General features: G+C 39.1%; 20 protein-coding genes. 15 read left to right on the top strand and 5 right to left on the bottom strand.

Annotation, left to right across the window (positions count from 1 at the left end; translation table 11 throughout):
* Window positions 1–26: 26 nt before the first annotated feature.
* The 4 genes from IGK82_RS12110 to IGK82_RS12095 all read left to right on the top strand — a co-directional run bounded on the left by IGK82_RS12110 (window position 27) and on the right by IGK82_RS12095 (window position 9,866).
* Window positions 27–638 carry a YktB family protein gene (locus tag IGK82_RS12110; RefSeq protein WP_002361033.1) on the top strand — a complete coding sequence of 204 codons (612 nt, stop codon included), beginning with the start codon at window positions 27–29 and terminating at the stop codon, window positions 636–638.
* Window positions 639–1,003: 365 nt separating this feature from the next.
* On the top strand, window positions 1,004–1,366 hold the full coding sequence (locus IGK82_RS12105) for an LPXTG cell wall anchor domain-containing protein (protein WP_010709943.1): 363 nt from the start codon (window positions 1,004–1,006) through the stop codon (window positions 1,364–1,366).
* On the top strand, window positions 1,353–5,585 hold the full coding sequence (locus tag IGK82_RS12100) for a WxL domain-containing protein (protein WP_104670516.1): 4,233 nt from the start codon (window positions 1,353–1,355) through the stop codon (window positions 5,583–5,585). The genes IGK82_RS12105 and IGK82_RS12100 overlap by 14 nt, the downstream gene beginning before the upstream one ends.
* 357 nt (window positions 5,586–5,942) lie before the next feature.
* Window positions 5,943–9,866 carry a WxL domain-containing protein gene (locus IGK82_RS12095; RefSeq protein WP_430605113.1) on the top strand — a complete coding sequence of 1,308 codons (3,924 nt, stop codon included), beginning with the start codon at window positions 5,943–5,945 and terminating at the stop codon, window positions 9,864–9,866.
* Between the two features lie 54 nt (window positions 9,867–9,920).
* Here IGK82_RS12095 and lepB read toward each other — a convergent pair whose 3' ends face one another.
* From lepB to rpsD, 3 genes are all read right to left on the bottom strand, one after another.
* On the bottom strand, window positions 9,921–10,457 hold the full coding sequence (lepB, locus tag IGK82_RS12090) for a signal peptidase I (protein ID WP_010709940.1): 537 nt from the start codon (window positions 10,455–10,457) through the stop codon (window positions 9,921–9,923).
* Window positions 10,458–10,518: 61 nt separating this feature from the next.
* The gene (locus tag IGK82_RS12085) at window positions 10,519–11,067 is read right to left on the bottom strand and encodes a biotin transporter BioY (RefSeq protein ID WP_002354975.1); all 549 of its coding nucleotides are present in this window, start codon (window positions 11,065–11,067) and stop codon (window positions 10,519–10,521) included.
* Window positions 11,068–11,226: 159 nt separating this feature from the next.
* Window positions 11,227–11,838, bottom strand: a complete 612-nt coding sequence (gene rpsD / locus IGK82_RS12080) for a 30S ribosomal protein S4 (protein ID WP_002365342.1) — start codon at window positions 11,836–11,838, stop codon at window positions 11,227–11,229.
* Between the two features lie 323 nt (window positions 11,839–12,161).
* Between rpsD and IGK82_RS12075 the strand changes: the two genes are divergently transcribed.
* The 3 genes from IGK82_RS12075 (at window position 12,162) to IGK82_RS12065 (ending at window position 14,476) form a co-directional block, all read left to right on the top strand.
* Window positions 12,162–12,965: a formate/nitrite transporter family protein gene (locus IGK82_RS12075; RefSeq protein ID WP_002365340.1), complete on the top strand. Its 804-nt coding sequence runs from the start codon at window positions 12,162–12,164 to the stop codon at window positions 12,963–12,965.
* 71 nt (window positions 12,966–13,036) lie between these two features.
* The gene (locus IGK82_RS12070; protein WP_002394021.1) at window positions 13,037–13,690 is read left to right on the top strand and encodes a DNA alkylation repair protein; all 654 of its coding nucleotides are present in this window, start codon (window positions 13,037–13,039) and stop codon (window positions 13,688–13,690) included.
* 9 nt (window positions 13,691–13,699) lie between these two features.
* Complete coding sequence (locus IGK82_RS12065; RefSeq protein ID WP_002361040.1) at window positions 13,700–14,476, top strand: HAD family hydrolase; 777 nt, start codon at window positions 13,700–13,702, stop codon at window positions 14,474–14,476.
* Between the two features lie 43 nt (window positions 14,477–14,519).
* On the opposite strand, the gene def is transcribed toward IGK82_RS12065, so the two are convergent.
* Complete coding sequence (gene def / locus IGK82_RS12060) at window positions 14,520–15,083, bottom strand: peptide deformylase (RefSeq protein ID WP_002354981.1); 564 nt, start codon at window positions 15,081–15,083, stop codon at window positions 14,520–14,522.
* A 279-nt stretch (window positions 15,084–15,362) separates the two neighbouring features.
* Here def and rpsO point away from each other — a divergent pair, with 279 nt between their 5' ends.
* From rpsO to IGK82_RS12020, 8 genes are all read left to right on the top strand, one after another.
* On the top strand, window positions 15,363–15,632 hold the full coding sequence (rpsO, locus tag IGK82_RS12055; protein ID WP_002354983.1) for a 30S ribosomal protein S15: 270 nt from the start codon (window positions 15,363–15,365) through the stop codon (window positions 15,630–15,632).
* Between the two features lie 186 nt (window positions 15,633–15,818).
* Window positions 15,819–17,933 carry a polyribonucleotide nucleotidyltransferase gene (gene pnp / locus IGK82_RS12050; protein ID WP_002367402.1) on the top strand — a complete coding sequence of 705 codons (2,115 nt, stop codon included), beginning with the start codon at window positions 15,819–15,821 and terminating at the stop codon, window positions 17,931–17,933.
* A 181-nt stretch (window positions 17,934–18,114) separates the two neighbouring features.
* On the top strand, window positions 18,115–18,975 hold the full coding sequence (mreC, locus tag IGK82_RS12045) for a rod shape-determining protein MreC (RefSeq protein ID WP_002383273.1): 861 nt from the start codon (window positions 18,115–18,117) through the stop codon (window positions 18,973–18,975).
* Window positions 18,972–19,481: a rod shape-determining protein MreD gene (mreD, locus tag IGK82_RS12040; RefSeq protein WP_002354987.1), complete on the top strand. Its 510-nt coding sequence runs from the start codon at window positions 18,972–18,974 to the stop codon at window positions 19,479–19,481. The genes mreC and mreD overlap by 4 nt, the downstream gene beginning before the upstream one ends.
* 333 nt (window positions 19,482–19,814) lie before the next feature.
* A complete protein-coding gene (locus IGK82_RS12035) occupies window positions 19,815–21,233 on the top strand; it encodes a CHAP domain-containing protein (protein WP_016622078.1) in 1,419 nt (472 codons plus the stop codon).
* Between the two features lie 177 nt (window positions 21,234–21,410).
* Entirely contained in the window at window positions 21,411–21,980 is a 570-nt protein-coding gene (locus IGK82_RS12030; protein ID WP_002354991.1) for a TetR/AcrR family transcriptional regulator, read from the top strand.
* A gap of 40 nt (window positions 21,981–22,020) precedes the next feature.
* Window positions 22,021–22,491, top strand: coding sequence for a low molecular weight protein-tyrosine-phosphatase (locus tag IGK82_RS12025; protein ID WP_002378799.1), 471 nt, complete (start codon window positions 22,021–22,023; stop codon window positions 22,489–22,491).
* A gap of 88 nt (window positions 22,492–22,579) precedes the next feature.
* Window positions 22,580–22,810: a hypothetical protein gene (locus IGK82_RS12020; RefSeq protein WP_002385239.1), complete on the top strand. Its 231-nt coding sequence runs from the start codon at window positions 22,580–22,582 to the stop codon at window positions 22,808–22,810.
* A 47-nt stretch (window positions 22,811–22,857) separates the two neighbouring features.
* Here IGK82_RS12020 and IGK82_RS12015 read toward each other — a convergent pair whose 3' ends face one another.
* Entirely contained in the window at window positions 22,858–23,592 is a 735-nt protein-coding gene (locus tag IGK82_RS12015) for a class A sortase (protein WP_002354994.1), read from the bottom strand.
* Window positions 23,593–23,697: the final 105 nt, after the last annotated feature.

Here is a 23,697-nt window from a genome sequence, read left to right as displayed (position 1 = left end):
GACAAGTTAAGAGAGGAATTAGAGAAATGTTGATGTTTACAGAAAAAGAATTCGCAGCCTTTGAAGTTGCTGGATTAGATGAACGAATGGCGGTTATCCGTGCGCAAATTCAACCTATTTTTCAAGAATTAGACACGTATTTTGCCGAACAACTAGCGCCTGAACTAGGAACGGAGTTGTTTGTCCATATTGCGCAACATCGCCGTCGCACCGTGTATCCACCAGAAAATACTTGGTCAGCACTTAGTCCGAATAAGCGCGGGTATAAAATGCAGCCGCATTTTCAATTAGGCATTTGGGGCGACTATGTGTTTATGTGGTTGTCATTCATTGATAATCCTAAAAATGAAAAGCAGATTGCGCAAGCCTTTTTAGATAATCAGCAATTATTCCAAGCATTACCAGAAGATACGTATGTTTCCTTGGATCATACGGTTCCTCAAATTACTCCGCTGCCAGAAACGGATTTAGAGAAAGCCTTAACTCGTTTTAGAGATGTAAAAAAAGGTGAGTTTGAAATTGGGCGCATCATTCCCAAAGATAGTGACTTGTGGCAAAACCCTGAAAAAGCACGAGCTTATATGTTGGCAACCTATCAACAACTCCTGCCATTGTATCAATTAGCTGTTGCCCAATAAGAGAAACAGACAGTTATTTTGTGTTTTAGTGTTATTTTATCGAATTATCCAATCGTCAAAAATGAGAAAAGCTCACAATGTTAGTTTTAATTACTAACATTGTGAGCTTTTCTGTAGTTTTTTTGAAAAAAATTAAGGGATGACTGGCTGATTTCTATGGAAAAGTACGTTTTGATAGCCTTTTTTGCTTAAATAACAAGAGTAGCAACCCTTGCTTAATAAGGGATTTTCGCGAATAGATGTTGTCAAATGAAAAAAAATGATGTTTTGAACAAAGAGTTCTTTGCTATTATAAAGGTATGAAAAAGGTTGTTTACGCATTCTTTATATAGAAGAATGTGAATGAGTTAAAAGGAGGTTTTTAAATGAAAAAAAAGCGTTATTTAATAATTGCGTGTTTACTATTTTCCCCTAGTTTTTTTATAAATGTTGAAGCATCTGAGGGTGGTTCTAGTTCGGTGGGAATTGAATTTTACCAAAATCCGGCAACACCCGCTCCTAAAGATGCCCCACCGAAAACAGATGAGCCAGCTGCGGATCCCAAGGAACCAGCTGGTCCTCTGCAAGGAGATCAACGAAGTGGTGGTTCGATACAGACCACCACAGCTGGCTCGCAGCTCCCTCGTACAGGAAGCAAGAGTCAGGCAAATCTTAGCATTCTTGGTCTTGTCTTGATTGGTCTTGTCGGAATGGTCCAGAGAAAGAAGGGACGACATGAAGCAAACTAAGTGGCAACGATTAGCAACCATTGGCTTGTGTAGTTCTTTAGTGATTAACGCCTTTTCTGGCGCGACCGCAGTTGCGGAAAACATCACGATTGAAAGTAGTCCGACAGTAGCAAGTAGCGCTAAGGAAGCAACATCAGCAAGTAGCGCAACGCCAGAAAGTACGGAAAGCAGTCAAGAAACGACTGAAACGAGTCGGGAAGAAGTGACACAGGAAACAGTGGAACAAGAAGATACAACGGAAATAGCTCAAGAAGAAAATCTGCTGGAACCATCTGGTATTCAAGCGAAAATTATGCCTAGAGCATTTGTCTGGGCAGCTACAGGAACCACGAATAGAACCACGGTTCGTCTTAACGATGTAGTTGATTATCGAATGAAACTGGAAAATATTACAACAGATGATACAAATTCAGATATTGTTGGTCCGATTCGAATTGAATCAAAATTGGCAGCTGGAATGACTAGACCAACGTCAGTTATTATCAAAGTTGGCCCCGAGGAACAAAATGTAGTTATAGGAGAAGGCTCTCATAATGCCAATAGTGGTGGCGAATATTTTGTTTGGACAGAGTCGACTAGGACGGTCACTGCATTTATCAATCGTCTACACGGGCGAACTTCTGGAAATACTGGGTATATCAAAACATTGTATTTTCAGACAAGAATTACTTCGGGTACACACAACGAAAAAAAATATATCGATTCCACGATTCGATTTAATGGATTTGGCGCAGTGAATAGACGAAATGAAATGACGTATGTGGATAGATTTTCTGGTAACTTAGGTTTGAAAGGGAATTTAAAATTTTACGATGAGGATGGAGTGGCTAGTAAGGAACAAATGAGTCTTTCCATAAACCCAGTATTATTTAAATCAACCAATTCGAGAGTAGAAGGGACGCTGTTAAGATATCCTTTAACTATGACAAATGCTGGTAGTGGGCTTTATAGGTTTGATACAGGACTAAAAAATATAGGTACTAGTAACGGGGGTTCGTGGTTTTTCTTTAGTAACGATATTGCGATTAATTTTGCTACAGCTACCACCAATAGAATTGATAAAATTGTGTTAGCACCACCTAAAGCAACACTTCCAGACAGCCGAACAGGTGTGATGACTTCCAGAGCGTACACATCAACAACTTATACGAGAAGTAACTATGATATTTCAACATATAACTTTACTAAAGCGACTGGTAAGACATGGCGTATAACGAATCGTAGTTCTAATAGCGGAGTAAGCACCAATATTATGTTTAGTGACAATCTTGTAGGAACAACAGGACAGTTCAATAAAGGGAATTCTGGTGCTACTATTAATTATTATATTTATTACAAAAAGCTTTATGAGAATTTTGTTAATAGTAACGGACAAAAAATTACACCACCATCAGGATTCACACAAGGGAAGCGAACGGTTATTAATAGTGAAGCGTACACTTTTAAACAAAGTGGCACCTTGCCAGATACCTATCAAGCAGACGGCAAAACCTATAAGTTCAAAGGTTGGTACAAAGGCAAAACCAAGCCAAACACCTTGACCACCACCAAAGCACCAAGCTATGCGGTGACTTATAACAATGATGATGATTTGACGGTGGTGTATGAGGAGATTGAGTTTTTAGAATTTCCTAGTCGTACATATCAATTTGGGTTTGTTGATGAATCAGGTAAGCGAGTAGATGCCTCCACGATTGATTTGACATATGATAATTGGTACGGTATTGGTACTGAGCCACCCAACAATATCCCATCAGCATGGGCAACTACTAAAATAGAAACAGGGATTAAGGCAAATACAAAAAATAATCTTAAAGAAATCATATACCCAGTTCAATCTCTTGAAACGAATAGTAATGATTCATTTCAATTTAGTGCAGTAAACTTAAGATATCAGCTTCCAAGAATTTATAAATCCATCAGTATACAAAATCAACAAGGTGGTTTTGATGCCGCATATCCTTATCCAAGTATACTAAACCCATCAGGTGCGGAAATAAATAATACTCCTCAATATTTTGAATTAAAGAATAATGGAGGACAGGAGTTTGTGTTCAATAGAACAACAGCCGCCGCTCCCGAAAATGTTCAGCTTCCATTTTATTTAAGATATGTATCGAGTTTTCTTACGGGGAAAGCAATGTACTATACGATTCAAGGTCCAATCTATTACTATCTAACCAACCGCCGTGTCACCGAAAACTTCGTGGACGCCAACGGCACTAAAATCACGCCACCAACAGGCTTTACGCAAGGAAAACAAACAGTAATTAACAGTGACCCATACACCTTTAAACAAAGTGGCACCTTACCAGACACCTATACAACAGGCGGTAAAACCTACAAATTCAAAGGCTGGTACAAAGGCAAAACCAAGCCAAACACCTTGACCACCACCAAAGCACCAAGCTATGCGGTGACTTATGATGATAATGATGATTTGAATGTGGTGTATGAGGAGATTGAAGCTTTTGATTTCCCAGCGCTGACCTATCAATTCGGGTTCGTAGACGAGTCTGGCAAACGAGTAGATGCTTCAACGATTGATTTGACGTATGACAATTGGCATGGAGAACTGTTATCATCTGTCGATGGTTGGAAAACAACTAGTATTGAAAAAGGGCAAGTCGCACTAACAAAAAATAATTTGAAAGAGATTGTTTATCCTAGCCATTCTTTAGAAATAATGAATGGACGAATTTCACAATATAGTGCCGCTAACTTAACATTCAAAATACCCAAGTATTATGAAAATATAAGTGTTTATAATAAGAATGGTACCTTTGATACAGCGTATCCATTTCCGACTATAAAAGTTAATACTTCTACAACTCCGTTAAGTAGCAGACCTCAATTGTTTCAATTAAAGAAAAGTAATAATCAATCTTTTATCTTTAACCAAACAACGGCAGCTGCACCAGCAGACGTCCAGGTGCCTTATAATTTACGAGAAATCGTTTATGATCCTGCTGACTCAGTTGACAAAGGATTATATCATATGTTAGATAAACCAATTTACTACTATCTAACCAACCGCAAAGTCACCGAAAACTTCGTGGACGCCAACGGCACTAAAATCACGCCACCAACAGGATTCACGCAGGGGAACCAGATTCCCATGACTAGCAACACTTTCAAGTACACAGCGGCAAGAGCTTTACCAGCTAGTTATACAACAGGCGGTAAAACTTATATTTTCCAAGGCTGGTACAAAGGTAAAACCAAGCCTAATACTTTAACAACAAGCACTACGCCAACATACAATACAACCTTTGATGGCAATGACGACATGACGGCGATGTATAAGGAAGAAGTACCGAAAGCAAGTGTCGCTTTAACGCGCACTACCGCTGAAACCGTGACTAGCGGCGGCAATGTCACCTGGCGTGCCACAATTACCAATACAAGCCAAGCGCCACTAACCACGGCGACCATCAAGAAATCAACCGCTTGGACAACTGGCTTAGCAGCACCAACCGCCATGATTGTCACGCCAGCTGGCGGAACCGCAAAAACAGTTCCCGTCACAGCGACTACGTGGACCAATGGTGTTAGCTTAGGCACTGACATTCCCGTAGGAAAATCTGCCACGGTTCAGTTCACTACGAAAGCGACGGGGACAGCGGGGCAAGTTTTGCGCGCTGGGATTACCACCAGTGGGAATTACAGTGGTGTTTCTACTTCGGCCACCGTACGTGTGAAAGACAATGATCAAGCAATTGTAACACCAACGGCTGAAGGCTTCATCAGTGTTCCAACGTTCAATTTTGGTCAAGTTGGGGTAGCGGGAAGCACGCAACAGCACAGCTTGAAAAAAGCCGCTGATTATTATGGCAACGGCACACGCAATCCCTATCTGCGGATCAAGAAAACCCAAGCGAATTGGAGCTTAACGGCGCAACTGTCGCAACCGAAATCAGCGACAGACAGCTTGCCTACAGCAACCCGCTTATTATTAGGGACGGCGCCTGTTTCGAGTTTCTCAAATTACAACCAACCTACCGAGTTGAAAAATGCGGTCGGTACTACGAGTGCCATTAGCTTGAATGCCAACAACACGGCCACTAGGATTATTGCCAACCAGCAATTCACTGGGAGTAATATTTATCAGTTGGACTTCACCTTCAACAATGTCAAACTTGAAGTGCCAGCCAATCAAGGAGTCAAAGGCCAACAATACCAAGCTGCAGTTACGTGGAACTTAGTGACAGGTCCTTAAAATAGTTAAGTTATCATGAGGAAAGCTCAAAATGTTAGTATCAAACACTAACATTTTGAGCTTTTGTTTATGTAAATTAAGGAATTTGGCTGAAAATCAGTAGCGAAATGGTAGATTCTCTTAATTTTCGAGTGTTTTTCTAGTGAAAAAGTGCTCTTCCGCCTTGGTATAATAGGAATCGTCGGAAAAGTCACTTGTCTGTAGCAAAATTTGAAATTTCAAGTCCGCCTTTTTTTGATAGAATAATGGAGAAAATTAAAAGATGTACATATACCAATGAACAATAAACCAATACATAAAAAGGAGAAGAGCCTTAATTGGGCTTGGCGGGAATGGTACATAGAAAGAAGGAGCAACATGAAACAGATTAAATTTAAACACTTAGCAACATTTGGATTATGTTGCTCGTTATTAGTGAATTCATTCGCGGGAGTCACAGCTGTTGCAGAAACTGTGCCGAAAGAAAGTAACCAGACAGAAGAAACAGCTGAACCAGTAACAAGTACAGAAACAGAGAAAAAAGTAGCAACAGAACAAACCGAACAGGCAATAGAGACCAAGAATCAACAAGGACATAACGAAATGGATGCTGCATTACAGGATACTTCAGAAGAGGATAATCAAGGAGCAACTGTGCAATCAACCGAGGCTCCGACATCCTCCTCAGAGGCAAATTCACCCAAAATTGAGTCGAGAGGAATCCCCTTAAAAACAGTTGTTTATCCGAAAGTTCAGTATGATTTTGTGGATGAAACTGGTGCGCCGTTTACAACACCCTTAGGTTTTTCGGGAAATTATCTAGCACGAAGTGGGGGCGCAGATGGGCCACTATCTGCTTTACCTGCACCTTATGATAAACTATACGGTCAGGCAAATGGTACGGGTTCCTATATTTTAAGTATCAATAATCGTGCGGGGCTTCCCTTGACTCCGCAATTCATAGAAAAATATGGTGCTGGTGGAACAACTCCTGGTACCAAGTATCGAGTAACGTTTACTTTAGACAAGTTAACTATTACGACGTCATTGAAATTTGTGGAGAGCATTGAATATGATGCTACAGCAGACAGTTACTGGTATTTGTATATATACAAAGGATTTAATACAACGACAGGTATTTTTGACGATAGTATTGAGGAAGGAAGAGTAACGCCAATAAGTGAAACAAATAAGGATAGGACCTTCCAAAAAAATACATTGGATTCTTTTGAAATCATACAGCCAAATAGCTTGTCGATAACCAGTGGTGGCTATCCTGATTGGGTAGCTCAAGGATATGACTCTATTATATTACGTGGATTTGATGGGACAAATACAATCAAATCAAAAATGGTTTACAAAGTCACCCGTAAACAAGTCACCGAAAAGTTCGTAGATGCTAACGGCGTAGCCATTACACCGCCAACAGGTTTTACCCAAAACAAGAAAACACCAATGACCAGCAATGCTTTCACCTTCAAACAAGCTGGCACCTTACCAGACACTTACAAAGCAAGCAACGGCAAAACCTACAAATTCAAAGGCTGGTACAAAGGCAAAACCAAGCCAAATACCTTGACCACGACCAAAGCGCCAAGCTATGCGGTGACCTATGATGGGAATGACGATTTGACGGTGGTGTATGAGGCGATTCAAGAAGGAAAAGGAATGTCATCTGTTCAGGTGATGAATAAGGCGATTCAGAATCCAGTGACTTTGCCTGATCGCATGTATCGTGTCCTATTTATCAATGAAACAGGAGGTCTGACATTTGCTGATCGTTATGGCTTTACTGGAGAATTAGTTGAGGTTGCGGATGGCAAAGTAACGCCAATTGGCCCAGTTCCGACTAACAATAATAGCGCAGTAAAAGAAATCACTATACCAGGTCGGGCTTTCGATACAGAAAGACCTACACAGTTGCAATATGGAGTTCGCAATGCAACCTTTACGTTGCCCAAAATGTATAAAACCGTAACGTATCAACCTGGCCCTAATTATACAGGTACAGCCTATCCTATTCCAGAAACGTATCGTCTTAGTTTAAGAAGTGGCGTCAAAAGTGACATCGATACAACTGGATGGCGAATTGGTCTTGACCCGACAACAGATCCACAAAAGTTTACGATGAGCGGTATATACTGGTCATCAATGCCTGCAAATGTTAGGCTTGCGACACTACTAAGTGCTACTAGCACTGGTAAAGGAGTAGAACCGATTATCTATACGCTAGATGAAAATGCGCGGATGTATCTTTACCTAGAAAATCGTCGTGTTACGGAAAACTTCGTAGATACCAATGGTACTAAAATCACCGCACCGTCGGGTTTCACTCAAGGGAAAAAAACAGTAATTACTAGTGATTCGTACACCTTTAAGCAAAGCGGAGATTTGCCAGATACCTATAAAGTCGGCACGAAAACCTATCAGTTCAAAGGCTGGTACAAAGGTAAAAACAAACCAGACACCTTGACGACGACCAAAGCTCCCAGTTATCCAGTCACTTATAATGATGATGATGATTTGACGGTAGTCTATGAAGAAGTCGTGATGAAAACGTATAATTTACCAGCCAAAGATGTGTACTTTGGTTATGTTGATGATGCAGGTAACCTATTGAATACAGCAGGCTTTTCTGTAGAAGCCGAATTAGGTGAAAGTGACGAAACTGAATCAACAGTATTAGGGAAAATCCAAGGAACTGATGAAGTGATGAGTAAATTAAAAAAATTATCGATTCCTGGCAAGTCATATGATTTCCCGATAGAGAAGCTTAAGACATACGGTGCAAGGTCTGTTAATCATACGATTCCTAAACAATATAAGACAATGTCGATTACACCGCTAGCTACTTATACGGGAGACAAAACAAAGTATCCTATGAGCAAAGAGGTCCGGAAAAATATAGAAGCGCCATATACGGTTGTTTCTCAAGCTGACGGAGCAGAAGCCTTCAAATTAACTGACGCTGGAACTTTTTTTAGAACCAGACGAGCTTTTTGGACATGGGACCCGAATAACACGTTGTATGCTATGGGAATTTATTCAGGGACAGTCGGAAAAAACTATAACCTAGCTTCTCCAGAGGGAACAATCTACTATTATTTAGAAAATCGCCGAGTCACTGAAAACTTTGTGGATCCAAGCGGCGCTAAAATTACACCGCCAACAGGCTTCACGCAAGGAAAACAAACAGTGATTGATAGTGATAATTTCACTTACGCTAGTACGAAAGCCTTACCAGACACTTATACAACAGGAGACAAATTCTATAAGTTCAGAGGCTGGTACAAAGGTAACACCAAACCAGGTACCTTGACAACGACTAAAACACCAAGTTACGCTGTGACTTACGACGATAAAGACGACATGACAGCAGTCTATGAGGAAGTCCAGCCAACAACAGAAATGACGGTTAGTCGGTTACTAGAAGTGATCCCAAATGAAGCTTCTATGGTTTGGACAGTTAGACTAAGAAACACCAGTGAAGTTCCATTGACCAACGTTAAACTAGCCCCAACTGCCAAATGGGCGGCAGGTATTTCGGTACCGACACAATTAGCTGTTCGTATTGGTAATACACCAAATAAAATTATTCCAGTGACGGCAGAACAATGGCAAGCAGGGGTTAATTTGGATATAGAGATTCCTGTGAACGGTGAAGCCTTAGTGACAGTGGGTACAGCGAAAATCACGGGAGAACCAAGACAACTTTTAACCGCAGAAATGACATCTAGTGGAAACTTTTCTGCAGTGACAGCTAGTAACTTTGTACGTATTCAAGGAGAAGATCAAACGATTACGCCAACACCAGTAGAAGAAGGTTTCATTAGTACACCAACATTTGATTTTGGGAAAATTACGATTAACAGTAGCACTAAGCAGTACGGACTGAAAAAAGCAGCTGATTACTATGGCAACGGCACACGTAATCCATATCTACGAATAAAGACAAGCCAACCTAATTGGCAGTTAACAGCACAATTGTCACAGTTAACAGCATCAGCTGATAGTTTGCCAACTAGTACGCGTTTATTATTAGGAAGTGCGGATGTTATAGCAATCGAAAACTATAATCAAGTCACAGAGTTAACAAATAAAGTTGGGGTTACGAAAACCTTAGCTTTGACGAGTGACGGTACATCTACACCAGTAATTCTTAATAACCAATTTACAGGTAATGATGTCTATCAATTAGATTTTGATTTTGCCAATGTGAAATTAGAAGTCCCTGCCAATCAAGGGAAAATAAATGAGAAATATCAAGGAACGGTGACGTGGAACTTAGTCACTGGACCTTAAAAAAATAGTAAACCGCCCTCAAAAAGTCTAACTTTTTGAGGGCGGTTTATTATTTTATGGAAAGCCAATTTTATCTAATGGATAATAACGAAAAGTCAAAACACCTTCCACGCTCGCTTGTTTAACAAAGCCAAAGTAACGACTGTCATCTGAGCGCGGGCGATTATCCCCCAAGACAAAATACATGCCTTCTGGAACGGTCAGGGATTGGGTGGCTTCTAAGGTCTCTAGCGTAAAATCTTGGGTATAATTTTCATTTTTAGAGACATTTCGTTTAGCACTTGCTAAGTAATCTTCACTGAGTGATACACCATTAATATAAAGGGTATCATCGCGATACTCGACTGTTTCGCCAGGTAAACCAATTAAACGTTTGGCTACTCGTTGGCCGTTGCGAGGACTGGGAAAAGCGATAATATTAAAGCGCTGTGGTTTTTTAATCGAGGTCACCCATAAACGGTCGTTGTTATGAAGTGTTGGTTCCATTGAAGAGCCATTCACTGCAGCAGGGGAGAAAACATAGTGTCGAATTAGCAAGACAGCGACGACTAACAAAACCAACTGAACCAATCGTTTTAATAATGAGGACATGGACTTCACTCCTTTGTCCTTTTAGTGTACTACAGACAAGGAAAAGAAAAAAGTTTTCCCCTTAAGAAAGATGTGCTAAAAAACGTTTCATAAAGCGTTGGCGAATTAAAATACCAACATAAGCAGCTGCGACAGCCTTGATGATACCAGGAATAATAAACGGAGCAAACCCGCCAGCGAAAGCGTTTGGCCACGGCAGATTTGCGGAATATTTCAACCAAATCATGCCGAAAACTAAGGTAACTAAGGCACCGGCAATATTTGCGATAATGGCCCAAGTATAGTTAAAGGTTGTTTTTTCTAAAATATAACCAGTTAATAAGCCGTTAAAGATAAAGCCGATTAAATAGCCGCCAGTTGGTCCAAAGAGTACACCGAACCCGCTAGACATCCCAGCGTAAACGGGTAAACCAATTAATCCTAATAAGAAGTAAATTAAAATAGCGTAGGTCCCCGTTCGCTTGCCCAAAACGGTAGCGGTTAAGCCGATGGCAAATGTTTGCCCGGTTAGTGGGACAATCCCCAATGGAATTGTAAATTGTGAAAGTACAGCAATAATCACAGCGAATTCTGCTGCTAAAATTAAAGAGCGTAACGATGCTTTATTCATAAGAAGCCTCACTTTCTATTGTTAACCAATTGTTTTATTTGGTTAACAATAGTTTAGCGGAAGTGAACCATTTTGTAAAGAGGGCAAAGAAAAAAACCTTGCCCAAGAAAGGCAAGGTTTTGAAAGAAGGTAAGAACCGTAGTTCGACCTTTTGAAATCTTAAAGTTTTTGGTTGTAGTATTCAACGACAAGTGCTTCGTCGATTTCTGGGTAAAGTTCATCACGTTCTGGTAAACGAGTGAAGCTACCTTCTAATTTTTCAGTGTCAAAGCTTACGAATGCTGGACGTCCAACAGTTGCTTCAACCGCTTCTTTAATTGTTGAGATGTTTTGAGATTTTTCACGAACACCGATCACTTGACCAACTTCAACGTGGTATGATGGAATATCAACACGTTTGCCGTCTACAGTGATGTGACCATGGTTAACTAATTGACGTGCTTGACGACGAGTAGTTGCAAGACCTAAACGGTAAACAACGTTATCTAAGCGTTGTTCTAGTAAAACCATGAAGTTAACACCGTGTTTACCTTCTTTGATTTTGCTTGCTTTAATGAACAACGTACGGAATTGACGTTCGTTCATGCCATACATATGACGTAATTTTTGTTTTTCAGTTAATTGCATTCCGTATTCAGAAACTTTACCACGGCTGTTAGGTCCGTGTTGTCCTGGTTTGTAAGGGCGACGAGCTAGTTCTTTACCAGTACCTGATAAAGAGATACCTAGACGACGAGATACTTTCCATGATGGTCCAGTATAACGAGACATTAAAAATTCCTCCAATAAATAAATGTTTTTTTGGAGTAAAATAATTAGATGAAAAATTCATATTCGTTCAGTTCATTCTTCAACCTTCGCCTTTGCAGCCGCGGTTACGCAGTTGAACCAAGTTTGGCAATGAACTGTTGACGAGTTATTATTCTTCTGCTGCAATTATTTTACACAAAATCTAGTATACTTAATAGGATAGGAAACGTCAAGGTTTTAAAGTGAAATATGAAAAAAAGGTAGACAAAAACACTTTTCCTCATTAGAATAAGGGGAGATGTTTTGAAAATATAAGTTGAAAACGGAATGAAAGGGAGTTTACAATGAAGTCTGGTTCACCATTGTTTGAACAAATTGATAAATCCATCGACAAGAAAGTGAATTTATTCTCAAACAGCTTTTCCCGCTACGCTGTTCGTGCAATGCTTGCTTGTCTATTTTTAACGTTGGGAACAGCTGTTGCTTTTGCAATCGCAATTAAAGGAGAAGGAATTTCTCATGGTTTAGGGAAAATGCTTTACGCCTTCATGTTCAGTTGGTCACTTGTGATGATTTTATATATGAATGCCGAACTTGGTACCTCGAATATGTTGTACATGACTGTTGGGGTCTATCGTAAAAAAGTCAACTTTTCCTTAGCTGCAAAAATTTTATTTACCTGTATCTTATTCAATTTAATTGGTGGCGTCTTGTTTGGTTTCTTGGTATCACTTACGGTGCCGTTCCAAGATTTGCCAAAAGATAGTTTCTTCTTTACATCGATTGCTGGAAAATTAGAAAAAACCACCCTACAGATTTTAGTTGAAGCTATGTTCGCCAATATTGTAGTTAATACAGCCGTATTAGTGAGTATGCGAATGAAAGATGACGCCGGCAAAGTCGCGGCCATTATTTTCATTATCTTTATCTTTGCGTTCCTTGGTTTTGAACACGTGATTGCCAACTTCCCAGCCTTCAGTTTAGCTTACTTTGCTTCGAACGGCGCAATTGAAGCTTTCACAGCTGGTAATGTTGTTCATAATCTGTTCTGGGCCTTTATCGGTAACTTTATCGGTGGTGGCTTAATTATGGGTCTCGGCTATGCCTGGTTAGATAAAGACAACAAAAACTTAACGTATTTTGATTAATTGACCAACCAACTATACTAAAACATGGTACACTGTTTTAGTATAGTTTTTTTATTATAAGGAGCGAAGGAATGGACACACTTCAATTTCAGAAGAACCCAGAAACAGCAGTAAAAATGTCTGCTTATATGAAACACCAATTTGTTTTTGCAGGCATCCCCGCCCCAGAACGTCAAGCGTTAAGTAAACAACTTTTAAAAGAAAGTCATACGTGGCCAAAGGAAAAATTATGCCAAGAGATTGAGGCTTATTATCAAAAAACAGAACGAGAATATCAGTATGTCGCTATTGATTTAGCCCTTCAAAATGTTCGGAGATTTTCATTAGAAGAGGTCGTAGCGTTTAAAGCCTATGTTCCACAAAAAGCATGGTGGGATAGTGTGGATGCTTGGCGAAAATTTTTTGGGTCGTGGGTGGCGTTGCATCTGACTGAATTGCCAACGATTTTTGCCCTTTTTTATGGCGCTGAAAATTTCTGGAATCGGCGTGTTGCGCTGAATTTACAGTTGATGTTGAAAGAAAAGACCAATCAGGACCTGTTGAAAAAGGCGATTATTTATGATAGAACTACAGAGGAGTTCTTCATTCAAAAAGCGATTGGCTGGTCATTACGCCAATATAGTAAAACGAATCCGCAATGGGTCGAGGAATTGATGAAAGAATTAGTGTTGAGTCCTTTAGCACAACGAGAAGGCAGTAAATATTTAGCGAAAGCGAGCGAATAAGGAGAAATGATGGAAAGAAAACTTTTTGCATTTGATATTGATGGGACGTTGTTAAATTCGGAGAAGAAAGCATTGGATAGCACGAGAGAAGCGCTAGCAAAATTGCGGGAGCAAGGACACTTAGTTACGCTGGCAACTGGCAGAAGTCGTTATATGGCGCAAGAGGTGATTTGGGATTTAGATTTTACTAATTACGTATTATGTAATGGCGCCGCGGCTTTTGTGGATCATGAGCAATATTATCAAAATTTATTGCACGCTGAAGCGTTGGAACGTTTGGCACAAGACAGTGATCAACGCGGCTTAGGATTTGCTTGTGTGGGCTTAGATGATATTAAGAAGAGCAACCAGCACCGTGCTGAAAAAATGGAAATTGCGATGAACTCTTTTCATTTTCATTCACCTGCTTATGATGAACACTTTTATCGTCAAAATGATATTTACCAAGCGTTGGCTTTTTATGACGCAGAAGATCAGTGTACGTTTGAAGAAGAATACCCAGAATTTCGCTTTATTCGCTGGCATCAACATAGCGTAGATGTTGTGCCTAAAGATGGCTCAAAATCAGCTACGTTAACGTATTTAGCTAAACGTGTGGGCATTGATGCAAAAAATATCATTGCCTTTGGGGACGGCGAAAATGACCGAGAAATGTTAAGCCATGCAGGGATTGGCGTCGCAATGGGCAACGCGAGTCCTTCCATTCAAAAAGTGGCCACGATGGTCACAGATACAAATGATAATGATGGCATTTGGAAAGCCTTAAAAGAAATGAAGGCCATTTAAAAAAACTGGGCCGTTTGTCTGAAAACAAACGGCCCAGTTTTTTTTATTCGATGACTAAAACGCCCTCTTTTAAAGCAAATGGATTTTCTTTGTTAATATGATCGTAGAACATAATGCCATTAATATGATCAATTTCATGTTGAACCACAATCGCTTCGTAGTTTTTTAAACGAACTTTGTGTTTTTCGCCAGCCATGTCAAAATAACTGACGGTAATTTTGTTATGGCGAACGACATACCCAGGCACATCCCGATCGACAGATAAACAGCCTTCCCCTTCACCTAAACATACATCTTGCACAGAATGGCTCAAAATTTTAGGGTTGTACATTACCGTACTTAATGAAGGCGTTTCGTTTTCTGGGTCGTTACTAGGAACATGGACAGCAATAATTCGTTTAGAAATATCTAATTGTGGTGCAGCTAAACCAACGCCACCACGTAATTGTAATTCTTCGGCTTTGACTGGATCTTGACTATTTTTTAAGAAAGTCAACATGTCTTCGCCTAATTGTCGGTCTTCCTCAGTGATAGGGACAGGCACTTCTTCTGCCACAGCACGAAGTGTGGGATTCCCTTCGCGAATAATATCTTTCATTGTAATCATTCAATGGTTCCTCCTTTGAAACATAAAAAAATTCTTCTTTTATTTATTCATGCGCTGAAATAATCAGTTGTTTACCACCATTTAGTGTATCACAAAATCACTAAAAAAGGGGCTAGATTGTTTAAAAAAACTATCGAATAATAGAGATTAAGCTTGCATTTTAGCGGTGTTTCCTGTAAAGTAAGCTTGTGTGGAAACACACCATCTATCACTTGGTTTAGCGAGTCACCAACGCTTCACTCAGTGATCAGACGAATAATAGAGAAAGAGGTGGAACAAATGGCAATTTCACAAGAAAGAAAAAACGAAATCATTAAAGAATACGCACGTCATGAAGGAGATACTGGTTCTCCAGAAGTACAAATTGCTGTCTTAACTGAAGACATTAACCAATTGAACGAACATGCGCGTACACACAAAAAAGATCACCATTCTTACCGTGGTTTAATGAAAAAAATCGGTCACCGTCGTAACTTGTTAGCTTACTTACGTAAAACTGACATCCAACGTTACCGCGAATTGATCCAACGTTTAGGATTACGTCGTTAATCATTACGTATAAAGCGAGGTTCAATCAGAATCTCGCTTTTTATCTTATTGTCACTATTGAAGGTCCTCTTTGGAAAGTTTTTAGGAACTACTAACCAAATGAAAGAGCAGCAACGACTTGTTACTTTTTCATTTGTTTAGTAGCCGTCTGACTTTTCCAAAGAGCAAGAGTAAAGGAGAAGAATTATGACAGAAAAACAAGTCTTTAAAACAACTTGGGGCGGCCGCCCACTAGAAGTAGAAATCGGCCAATTAGCCAAACAAGCCAATGGAGCTGTCTTAGTACGTTACGGCGATACGGTCGTTTTAAGTGCTGCTGTTGCCTCTAAAGAAGCAAAAGATGTAGACTTTTTCCCATTAACTGTAAACTATGAAGAAAAAATGTATGCGGTAGGAAAAATTCCTGGCGGCTTCATTAAACGTGAAGGTCGTCCAAGTGAACGTGCGACATTAACCGCTCGTTTAATCGACCGTCCTATTCGTCCAATGTTCTCAGAAGGCTTCCGTAACGAAGTCCAAATCACGAACATCGTTATGAGTGTGGATCAAGATTGTACACCAGAAATGGCTGCAATGTTTGGGTCTTCCTTAGCGTTAGCAATTTCAGATATTCCGTTTGATGGACCAATTGCTGGTGTTGACGTTGGCCGTATTAATGGCGAATATGTCTTAAACCCAACGGTAGAACAAGCAGAACAAACAGATATTGAATTAACTGTTGCTGGAACAAAAGAAGCCATCAACATGGTTGAAAGTGGTGCTAAAGAAGTATCAGAAGAAGATATGTTAGGTGCCTTACTTTTCGGTTTTGATGCCATTAAAGAACTAGTAGCGTTCCAAGAAGAAATCGTTGCCGCTGTAGGTAAACCAAAAATGGACGTGGACTTATTACAAGTGGACGCTGATCTTAAAAAAGAAATTTTTGATGCGTACTATAATACAATGAAAACAGCCGTAATGACGGAAGAAAAATTAGCACGTGAAGTTGAAATTGACAAAGTAAAAGATACAGTCAAAGAAGTTTACGCTGAAAAATTTGCGGAACACGAAGAAGAAGCGCAATTACTAAAAGAAGTGAAACAAATTGCGGAAGATCTTGAAAAAGATGTCGTACGTGAGTTAATCACGATCGATAAGATTCGCCCGGATGGCCGTAAATTAGACGAAATTCGTCATTTATCATCAGAAGTAAGTATTTTACCACGTGTGCATGGTTCTGGCTTATTTACTCGGGGTCAAACACAAGCTTTATCCGTTTGTACATTAGCGCCTTTAGGGGAACATCAAATTATCGATGGGTTGGGTGTCCAAGATAGCAAACGTTTCATCCATCATTATAACTTCCCACAATTCTCTGTTGGTTCAACAGGACGCGCGGGCTCACCAGGTCGTCGTGAAATCGGTCACGGTGCGTTAGGTGAACGTGCCTTAGCACAAATTATTCCATCAGAAGAAGACTTCCCTTACACAATCCGCTTAGTGGCAGAAGTGTTAGAATCAAATGGTTCTTCTTCACAAGCAAGTATTTGCGCGGGAACATTAGCATTAATGGATGCGGGTGTGCCAATTAAAGCGCCAGTTGCAGGTATTGCAATGGGTCTTGTTAGTGATGGTGAAAACTATACAATCTTAACAGATATTCAAGGCTTAGAAGACCACCTTGGCGATATGGACTTTAAAGTAGCGGGAACGAAAGACGGAATCACTGCTTTACAAATGGACATCAAAATTCAAGGAATTACAGAACAAATTTTAACGGAAGCATTAGACCAAGCGAAGAAAGCACGGATGGAAATTCTAGAAGAATTAACAACAACGATTGCTGCTCCTCGTGAAGAATTAAGTCAATATGCACCGAAAATTGAAATGATTCAAATTAAACCAGCGAAAATTAAAGATGTCATTGGTAAAGGTGGCGAAACAATCAACAGCATCATTGATGAAACTGGTGTTAAGATTGATATCGATCAAGACGGTAACGTAAGTATTGCTTCATCAGATGCCGAAATGATTAAAAAAGCCATCAAGATTATTGAAGAATTAACCAAAGAAGTCGAAGTCGGTCAAGTTTACTTAGCAAAAGTTGTCCGCATTGAAAAATTTGGTGCGTTTGTTAACCTAATTAAAGGCAAAGATGGCTTGATCCATATTTCTCAATTAGCAAACGAACGTGTGAACAACGTTGAAGATGTCGTGAAATTAGGCGACGAAGTCCTTGTCAAAGTAACTGAAATTGACAAACAAGGCCGTGTCAACGTGTCAAGAAAAGCATTATTAAACGAAGAAAACAAAGAAAAATAATTTCTTTTTAAACCAACGAAAACCAAGGAAGCTTCCTTTCTTTTCGTTGGTTTTTTCGTTGAAAACAAGCCCTAAAAAAGAAATGATAAAAAAAGCTAAAGACGATCGCCAACTCTTTTGTTTATAGTCAATTAGTGGTAAAATTAATACTATCAGTCTGAAGAATATCTGGGGTGTCTTTGTGAAAAAATTTAATCCAAATAAAAATATAATCATTACCTTAATTTTAGTCATTATTTTAGTAACCATTATTAGTTTAACTGCTGCGCAACGTTCTGAAAAAGGCAAAACCAATGTCGTTCAAGGTGGCGTCAACAATAGCGTTAGTATGGTGGATCGTGTAATTTCTTTTCCAGCTCGTGTGGTGGAAAATGGCTTGTCTTCAATGGGCAATTTAATTAACACGTTTAAAGAAAACGAACGTCTAAAAGAAAAAATTGATAGCTATAATGAATTAGCTGTCCAAAACAATAACTATAAACGCGAAATTGATAGTTTAAAACAAGAATTGAATCTGAACGAAACGTTGGCCAACTATGAAAAAGTAACTGCGAATGTCATTACGCGTTCGCCTGATACTTGGCAAGACTTATTAATTATCGATAAAGGAACCAATGACGGCATTGAAGCGGGCATGGCGGTCATGGCGCAAAAAGGGTTAGTGGGGCGTGTTATTGAAGTCAATGCAACGACTGCAAAAGTGGAACTACTAACGTCTAAAAATGTTAACTCGAACCATTTCCCTGTGCGAGTAACTTCCGCAAATGGCGAATCATTTGGTTTACTTAAAAATTACGACAATAAGACGAATGCATTAATTGTGTCACAATTAACTGGCGATGCCACTCTGAAAGAAGGCGATGTCGTTCAGACTTCTGGCTTAGGTGGTAATTCCCCAGCCGATTTAGCGGTAGGGACAGTTATTAAAGTGAAACCAGATAGTTTTGGTTTAGATCGTGAAGTGTATGTGAAACCTTATGCGGATGTCTATGGTATCTCTGTTGTGACGGTCGTGAAAAGATCGGCAGGGGAAAGCGAATGATTCGGAAAGAGTATTTAAAATACGTCACACCTATTCTCTTGTTTTTCTTAATGTTAATTGATGCTCATTTAACAAAGTCTTTTGAAACGTGGACAAGTAATGTTTACTTCGCCAGTTCTCATCTGCTATTACTTGCGTTTATGTTTGCCGTTCCTAATTTTTCTAAACGTTATTTATTAATTACTTCGTTAATTTTAGGCTTTATTTGCGATAGCTACTACATTGGCATTATCGGGATTTATACAGTTGCACTGACGCTTTCGGTTATGTTGATGTATACATTTAAAGAAGTAATTCAAACAAATTTACTAACTGGTTTTTTTGGGATCGTTATTTTTACCACGTTGTATGAACTGATTGCGGTACTGATTCAAGTGGCCTTTCATTTAGCAGATGTCAGCCCGATTTTATTTATTACGCGTGTGTTGGGACCTACATTGCTATTGAACATGGTGTGGTATGTTATTTTATCTTATCCGCTGAAAAAACTGTTTTCCGTAAAATAAAAATTGAAAATTTTGTTCGTTTGCGAAAAATGCTCATTTGTTAGCATTTTTCGCTTTTTTTTATTTTCTTTAAATAACAAAACAATGAGAAGCTTACCCTGGAGCCATGAAGAAAGTTGTGAAAAAAGTGAAGCTTTTTTTTGTCATTTACAAGAAGAAAATTGAAATATTACTGTAACATCCATATTATCTCAGTGACATACAGCTATGCTACAATTGCTCTATCGTTGAAAAAGAGAAATTTATTCAAATTTTAATAAATAATAAAAAAGCTTAACAAAAAAAGGATTTTCGGAGGACAACAGATTGAAGAAAAGTGTATTATCGGCTCTAATGGTATGTTCCATTACCTTAACAAGCGTAGCGTTGCCATCCGCAGCATTTGCAGATGAATACGATACAAAGATTCAACAACAAGATCAAAAAATTAATGCGTTAACTAGCCAAATGTCAGATGCAGAAGCAAAAGTTGCCGCGATTGAAAATGATATGGTTGAAACGGCCAAACAAATCGATACATTAACAGCTAAAAAGAACAAGCTATCATCAGAAGTATCTAAATTATATAGTGAAATTTCTGATTTGAATGTCCGTATTCAAAAACGTGAAGTACAAATGACAAAACAAGCACGCGATGTCCAAGTGAATGGTCAAAGTGATTCAATTATTGATGCTGTCTTAGATGCAGATTCAGTAGCAGATGCAATTGGTCGCGTTCAAGCGGTCTCAACAATGATGAGCGCCAACAATGAATTACTAGAACAACAAAAAGAAGACAAAGCGACTGTTGAAAAGAAAACAAAGAATGTTGAAAAACAAATTGCTGAATTAGAAGCAGCAACAAAAGAATTAAATGACAAAACAGAATCATTAAAAACATTGAAGATTCAACAAGAAGTGGCTAAAAATGATTTAGAAGCACAACGTTCTGAAGAACAAGGGAAAAAAGACGGCTTCATTAAACAGAAAAAAGAAGCGGAAAAACGTTTAGCAGAAGAACAAGCACGCCAACGTGCAGCTGCTAAAAAAGCAGAAGAACAAGCGGCAGCGCAAGCACAAGCCGCAGCACAAAAAGCGGCAGCAGAGCAAGCGCAAGCAACAAAAGCAGCTAATGAGGCAGCAGCATCTGCTGCTGAAGAAAAAGCCGCAACACCAGTAGTAGAATCATCAACAACTACTGAAAGTACCACAACGCAAGAAACAACAACTTCAAGTACTGAAACAGAAAGTGTTGTAACAACACCTGCAGCAGCACCTGAAAAAGAAAAAGAAGTTCCTGTAACTAACCCAACGACTCCTGAAAAAGGTAATGAAGTAAAACCAGGGAATGGTGGCGTGACTTCAGGAAAACAAGCCGCAATTAATGCAGCTTTAGCAGATGTTGGTAATTCTTATGCAACAGGTTGGAATCAACCAGGCGAATGTTTAGTATCTGTTCGTCGCTGGTTAGCGGCAGGCGGTATTAACTTCGGTTATGGTGGTCCAAACAGTGGCTATGTTGCTTCTGGCGCAACACAAGTTAGCTGGAGTAACGTGCAACCAGGCGATGTTGTTCAATATGAAAGTGCCTATAGTCCAGATAGCTGGATTGGTGGCGTGCATACTGTCTTAGTTACAGGTGTAAGTGGTGGAAGTGTTCAAATCGTTGAAGCGAACAACCCAGGAGGTTCTGGTTATGTTTCTTCTAACTCTAACTGGTCACCAGCACCACCAGCAGGATTCCGCGCTGTTGTATGGCGTTTTCCAGGCTAAATAGTCATCTATTAATAATTGATAACAAGGAGTGGTAACTAACAAAAATCGTTAGTTGCCGCTTTTTTTATTCATTTAATTTTAAATATATGCATAAAATGTATCTGAAAATATTGTAATCTGGCCGTTTTTTTGCAATTATAGAGGTATATACATATTAGGAGCGGAGGAATCAGCATGAGCGGAACGCACGATACAAAACAAGCAATCGCTTCAGCTTTAATAGAATTATGTGAACAAAAGGATTTTCGTAAAATAAGTGTCCAAGATATTACCAAAAAAGTGGGCTTGAATCGTCAAACATTTTATTATCACTTTACAGATAAATATGATTTATTACGTTGGATTTATCGTCACGATGCATTGATTTACTTAGAAACAGATATTTGTTTGGAAAACTGGGAGGAACAAGCCCTGAAGTTATTAAAAGCGATTAAAGAGAAGAGTCATTTTTACTATACAACGGTGACCTCAGATTCAGAAGTTCTTCTTAATGTTTTTTCCGCTTCGACCAATCGCTTATTTATTTCATTATTTGAACAAGTCGATGTTGAGAACCATTTAACAGATAAAGACAAACAATTTTATGCGAATTTCTTTTCTTATGGATGTAGCGGCGTCTTAACGAAATGGATTCTTGAGGAATATCCTCAGACTCCTTTGGAAATGGCGACGCAATTATTCCGTTTAGCGAAAGATACAGAATTTATGGCTTATCATTTGTATGAACAAGAAGCCAATGAGTAATGTGTGACGGATAAAAAGTTTTATGAAGGAGTGAAACGTTGTGGTAACTGTGTTATTTGTTTGTTTAGGCAATATTTGTCGCTCGCCAATGGCAGAAGCGATTTTTCGTCAGAAAGTCCAACAAGCCGGTTTAGAATCGACTATTCAAGTGTTTTCAGCAGCTACTAGCCACTGGGAAGTTGGCAGTCAGCCACATAAGGGAACCAGAAAAATTTTGGAACAACAAGGAATTTCCTATCAAGGAATGCGGGCAACACAAATCCAGCCAAGTGATTTTAAAAAATATGACTATATCATTGGGATGGATGCGAATAATGTGGCAGATTTAAAAGCATTAGCTCCTCAAGAAGAGCAACGGCGGATTCATTTATTTATGGAAGTTGTGGCTGGTAAAGAAACCATGGACGTACCTGATCCTTATTATACTGGTGATTTTGAGGAAACTTACCGCTTAGTGGAAGCAGGTACCTCAGAATGGTTGAAAAAAATAAAAGCACAGCTGAAAGATTAGGACTATAGTCCGATAGTACTTTCTGTTTCCCCTTGGTACAATAGTGTTAACAAATTGTTCAGGGAAAAAGAGACAGGAGGGAAGTAAGATGAACAGTAGTTATTTATCCTATGTTTTTGAATTGAGTTTGTATTATTTATTGTTGATAATGAGTCTGCCGCTAGTGTATGCTGTCACGTATCATTTATCTTTTAGTAGTATGTATACAAGTGAATGGTTAATGATCTCTGTTTTCTTATCTCCGTTAGTTTTATTATTTGCAGGTATTCGTTATGGTTTTGCTCGTCTGAAACAGCAAGAACGCCAAGTGATGAAATAAAGCAAAAAATCCTTGAAAAGTGTCAAAACTTTTCAAGGATTTTTTTATTAAGCCACCCAATCGGCTAAGGTTTTTTGCTCCAATTGGAAAGCCTTTAACATATCGTCGTTGGCGTCTTTAATAGGCGTCGTTGCTGCTAATGTTCCTTGAACAGCAATTCGCGTCGTTGCTTGTAAATCGCCACAGGTAATTAAGGTAATCATATTTTGACCAGGAACGTCATCAATTAACTCAACACGGGTTGGTTCGATTTTTTCTACAGAAGTTATTTTGTATGTATAAACAGTAGATAAATCAGTGATATAAATGAGTTCGTCTTTTTTGGTTCTTTCTAAAGGTGAAAATAAGGAAACACCATCTTCCGTTCGATGACTAGCCAAGGCATAATTGTTTTTCCCCATGACTTGATCTTCTTTCATGGTCCCGGCACCAGTTAATAAAGCGACATTTGACAATCCTTTAAAAATGGGCAAATTAATTTCGACACTTGGTATCGCAATGGCACCAATCACAGGTAAGTTTTTGTTTTCAAATTGGGCTTTCATCACCGCTTCTGTGCTCAAGGACTCAACTGAATCAAAGTCAAACGTTGTTTCACGAGCCATATTTTTCTTCACATCAGCTGGTTTCAACTTGCTAACGGCGTACGAGCGGCTATTTTGTTGAACCACCCAACTGCGTATCTGATTGTTAAAAATTAAGGCCAAGCCAATGATAAATAGTAAAACTAATAAACTGTTGATTAACCAATTTTTTCCTCTTTTTTTCTCTTTTGGGCGCATATTCTCCCTCCTTTTAATGTATCAAGTTTACCACAATTTATTTGAAAAACCTATTTATTTTCTTTGGGGAATAGGTAAGCTGGCCGGACCTTGATTTAATAAAAA

This window comes from Enterococcus sp. AZ197 (assembly GCF_050556405.1).
Lineage (GTDB): Bacteria > Bacillota > Bacilli > Lactobacillales > Enterococcaceae > Enterococcus > Enterococcus faecalis.
This window is presented reverse-complemented; position numbering and strand designations above follow the sequence as displayed.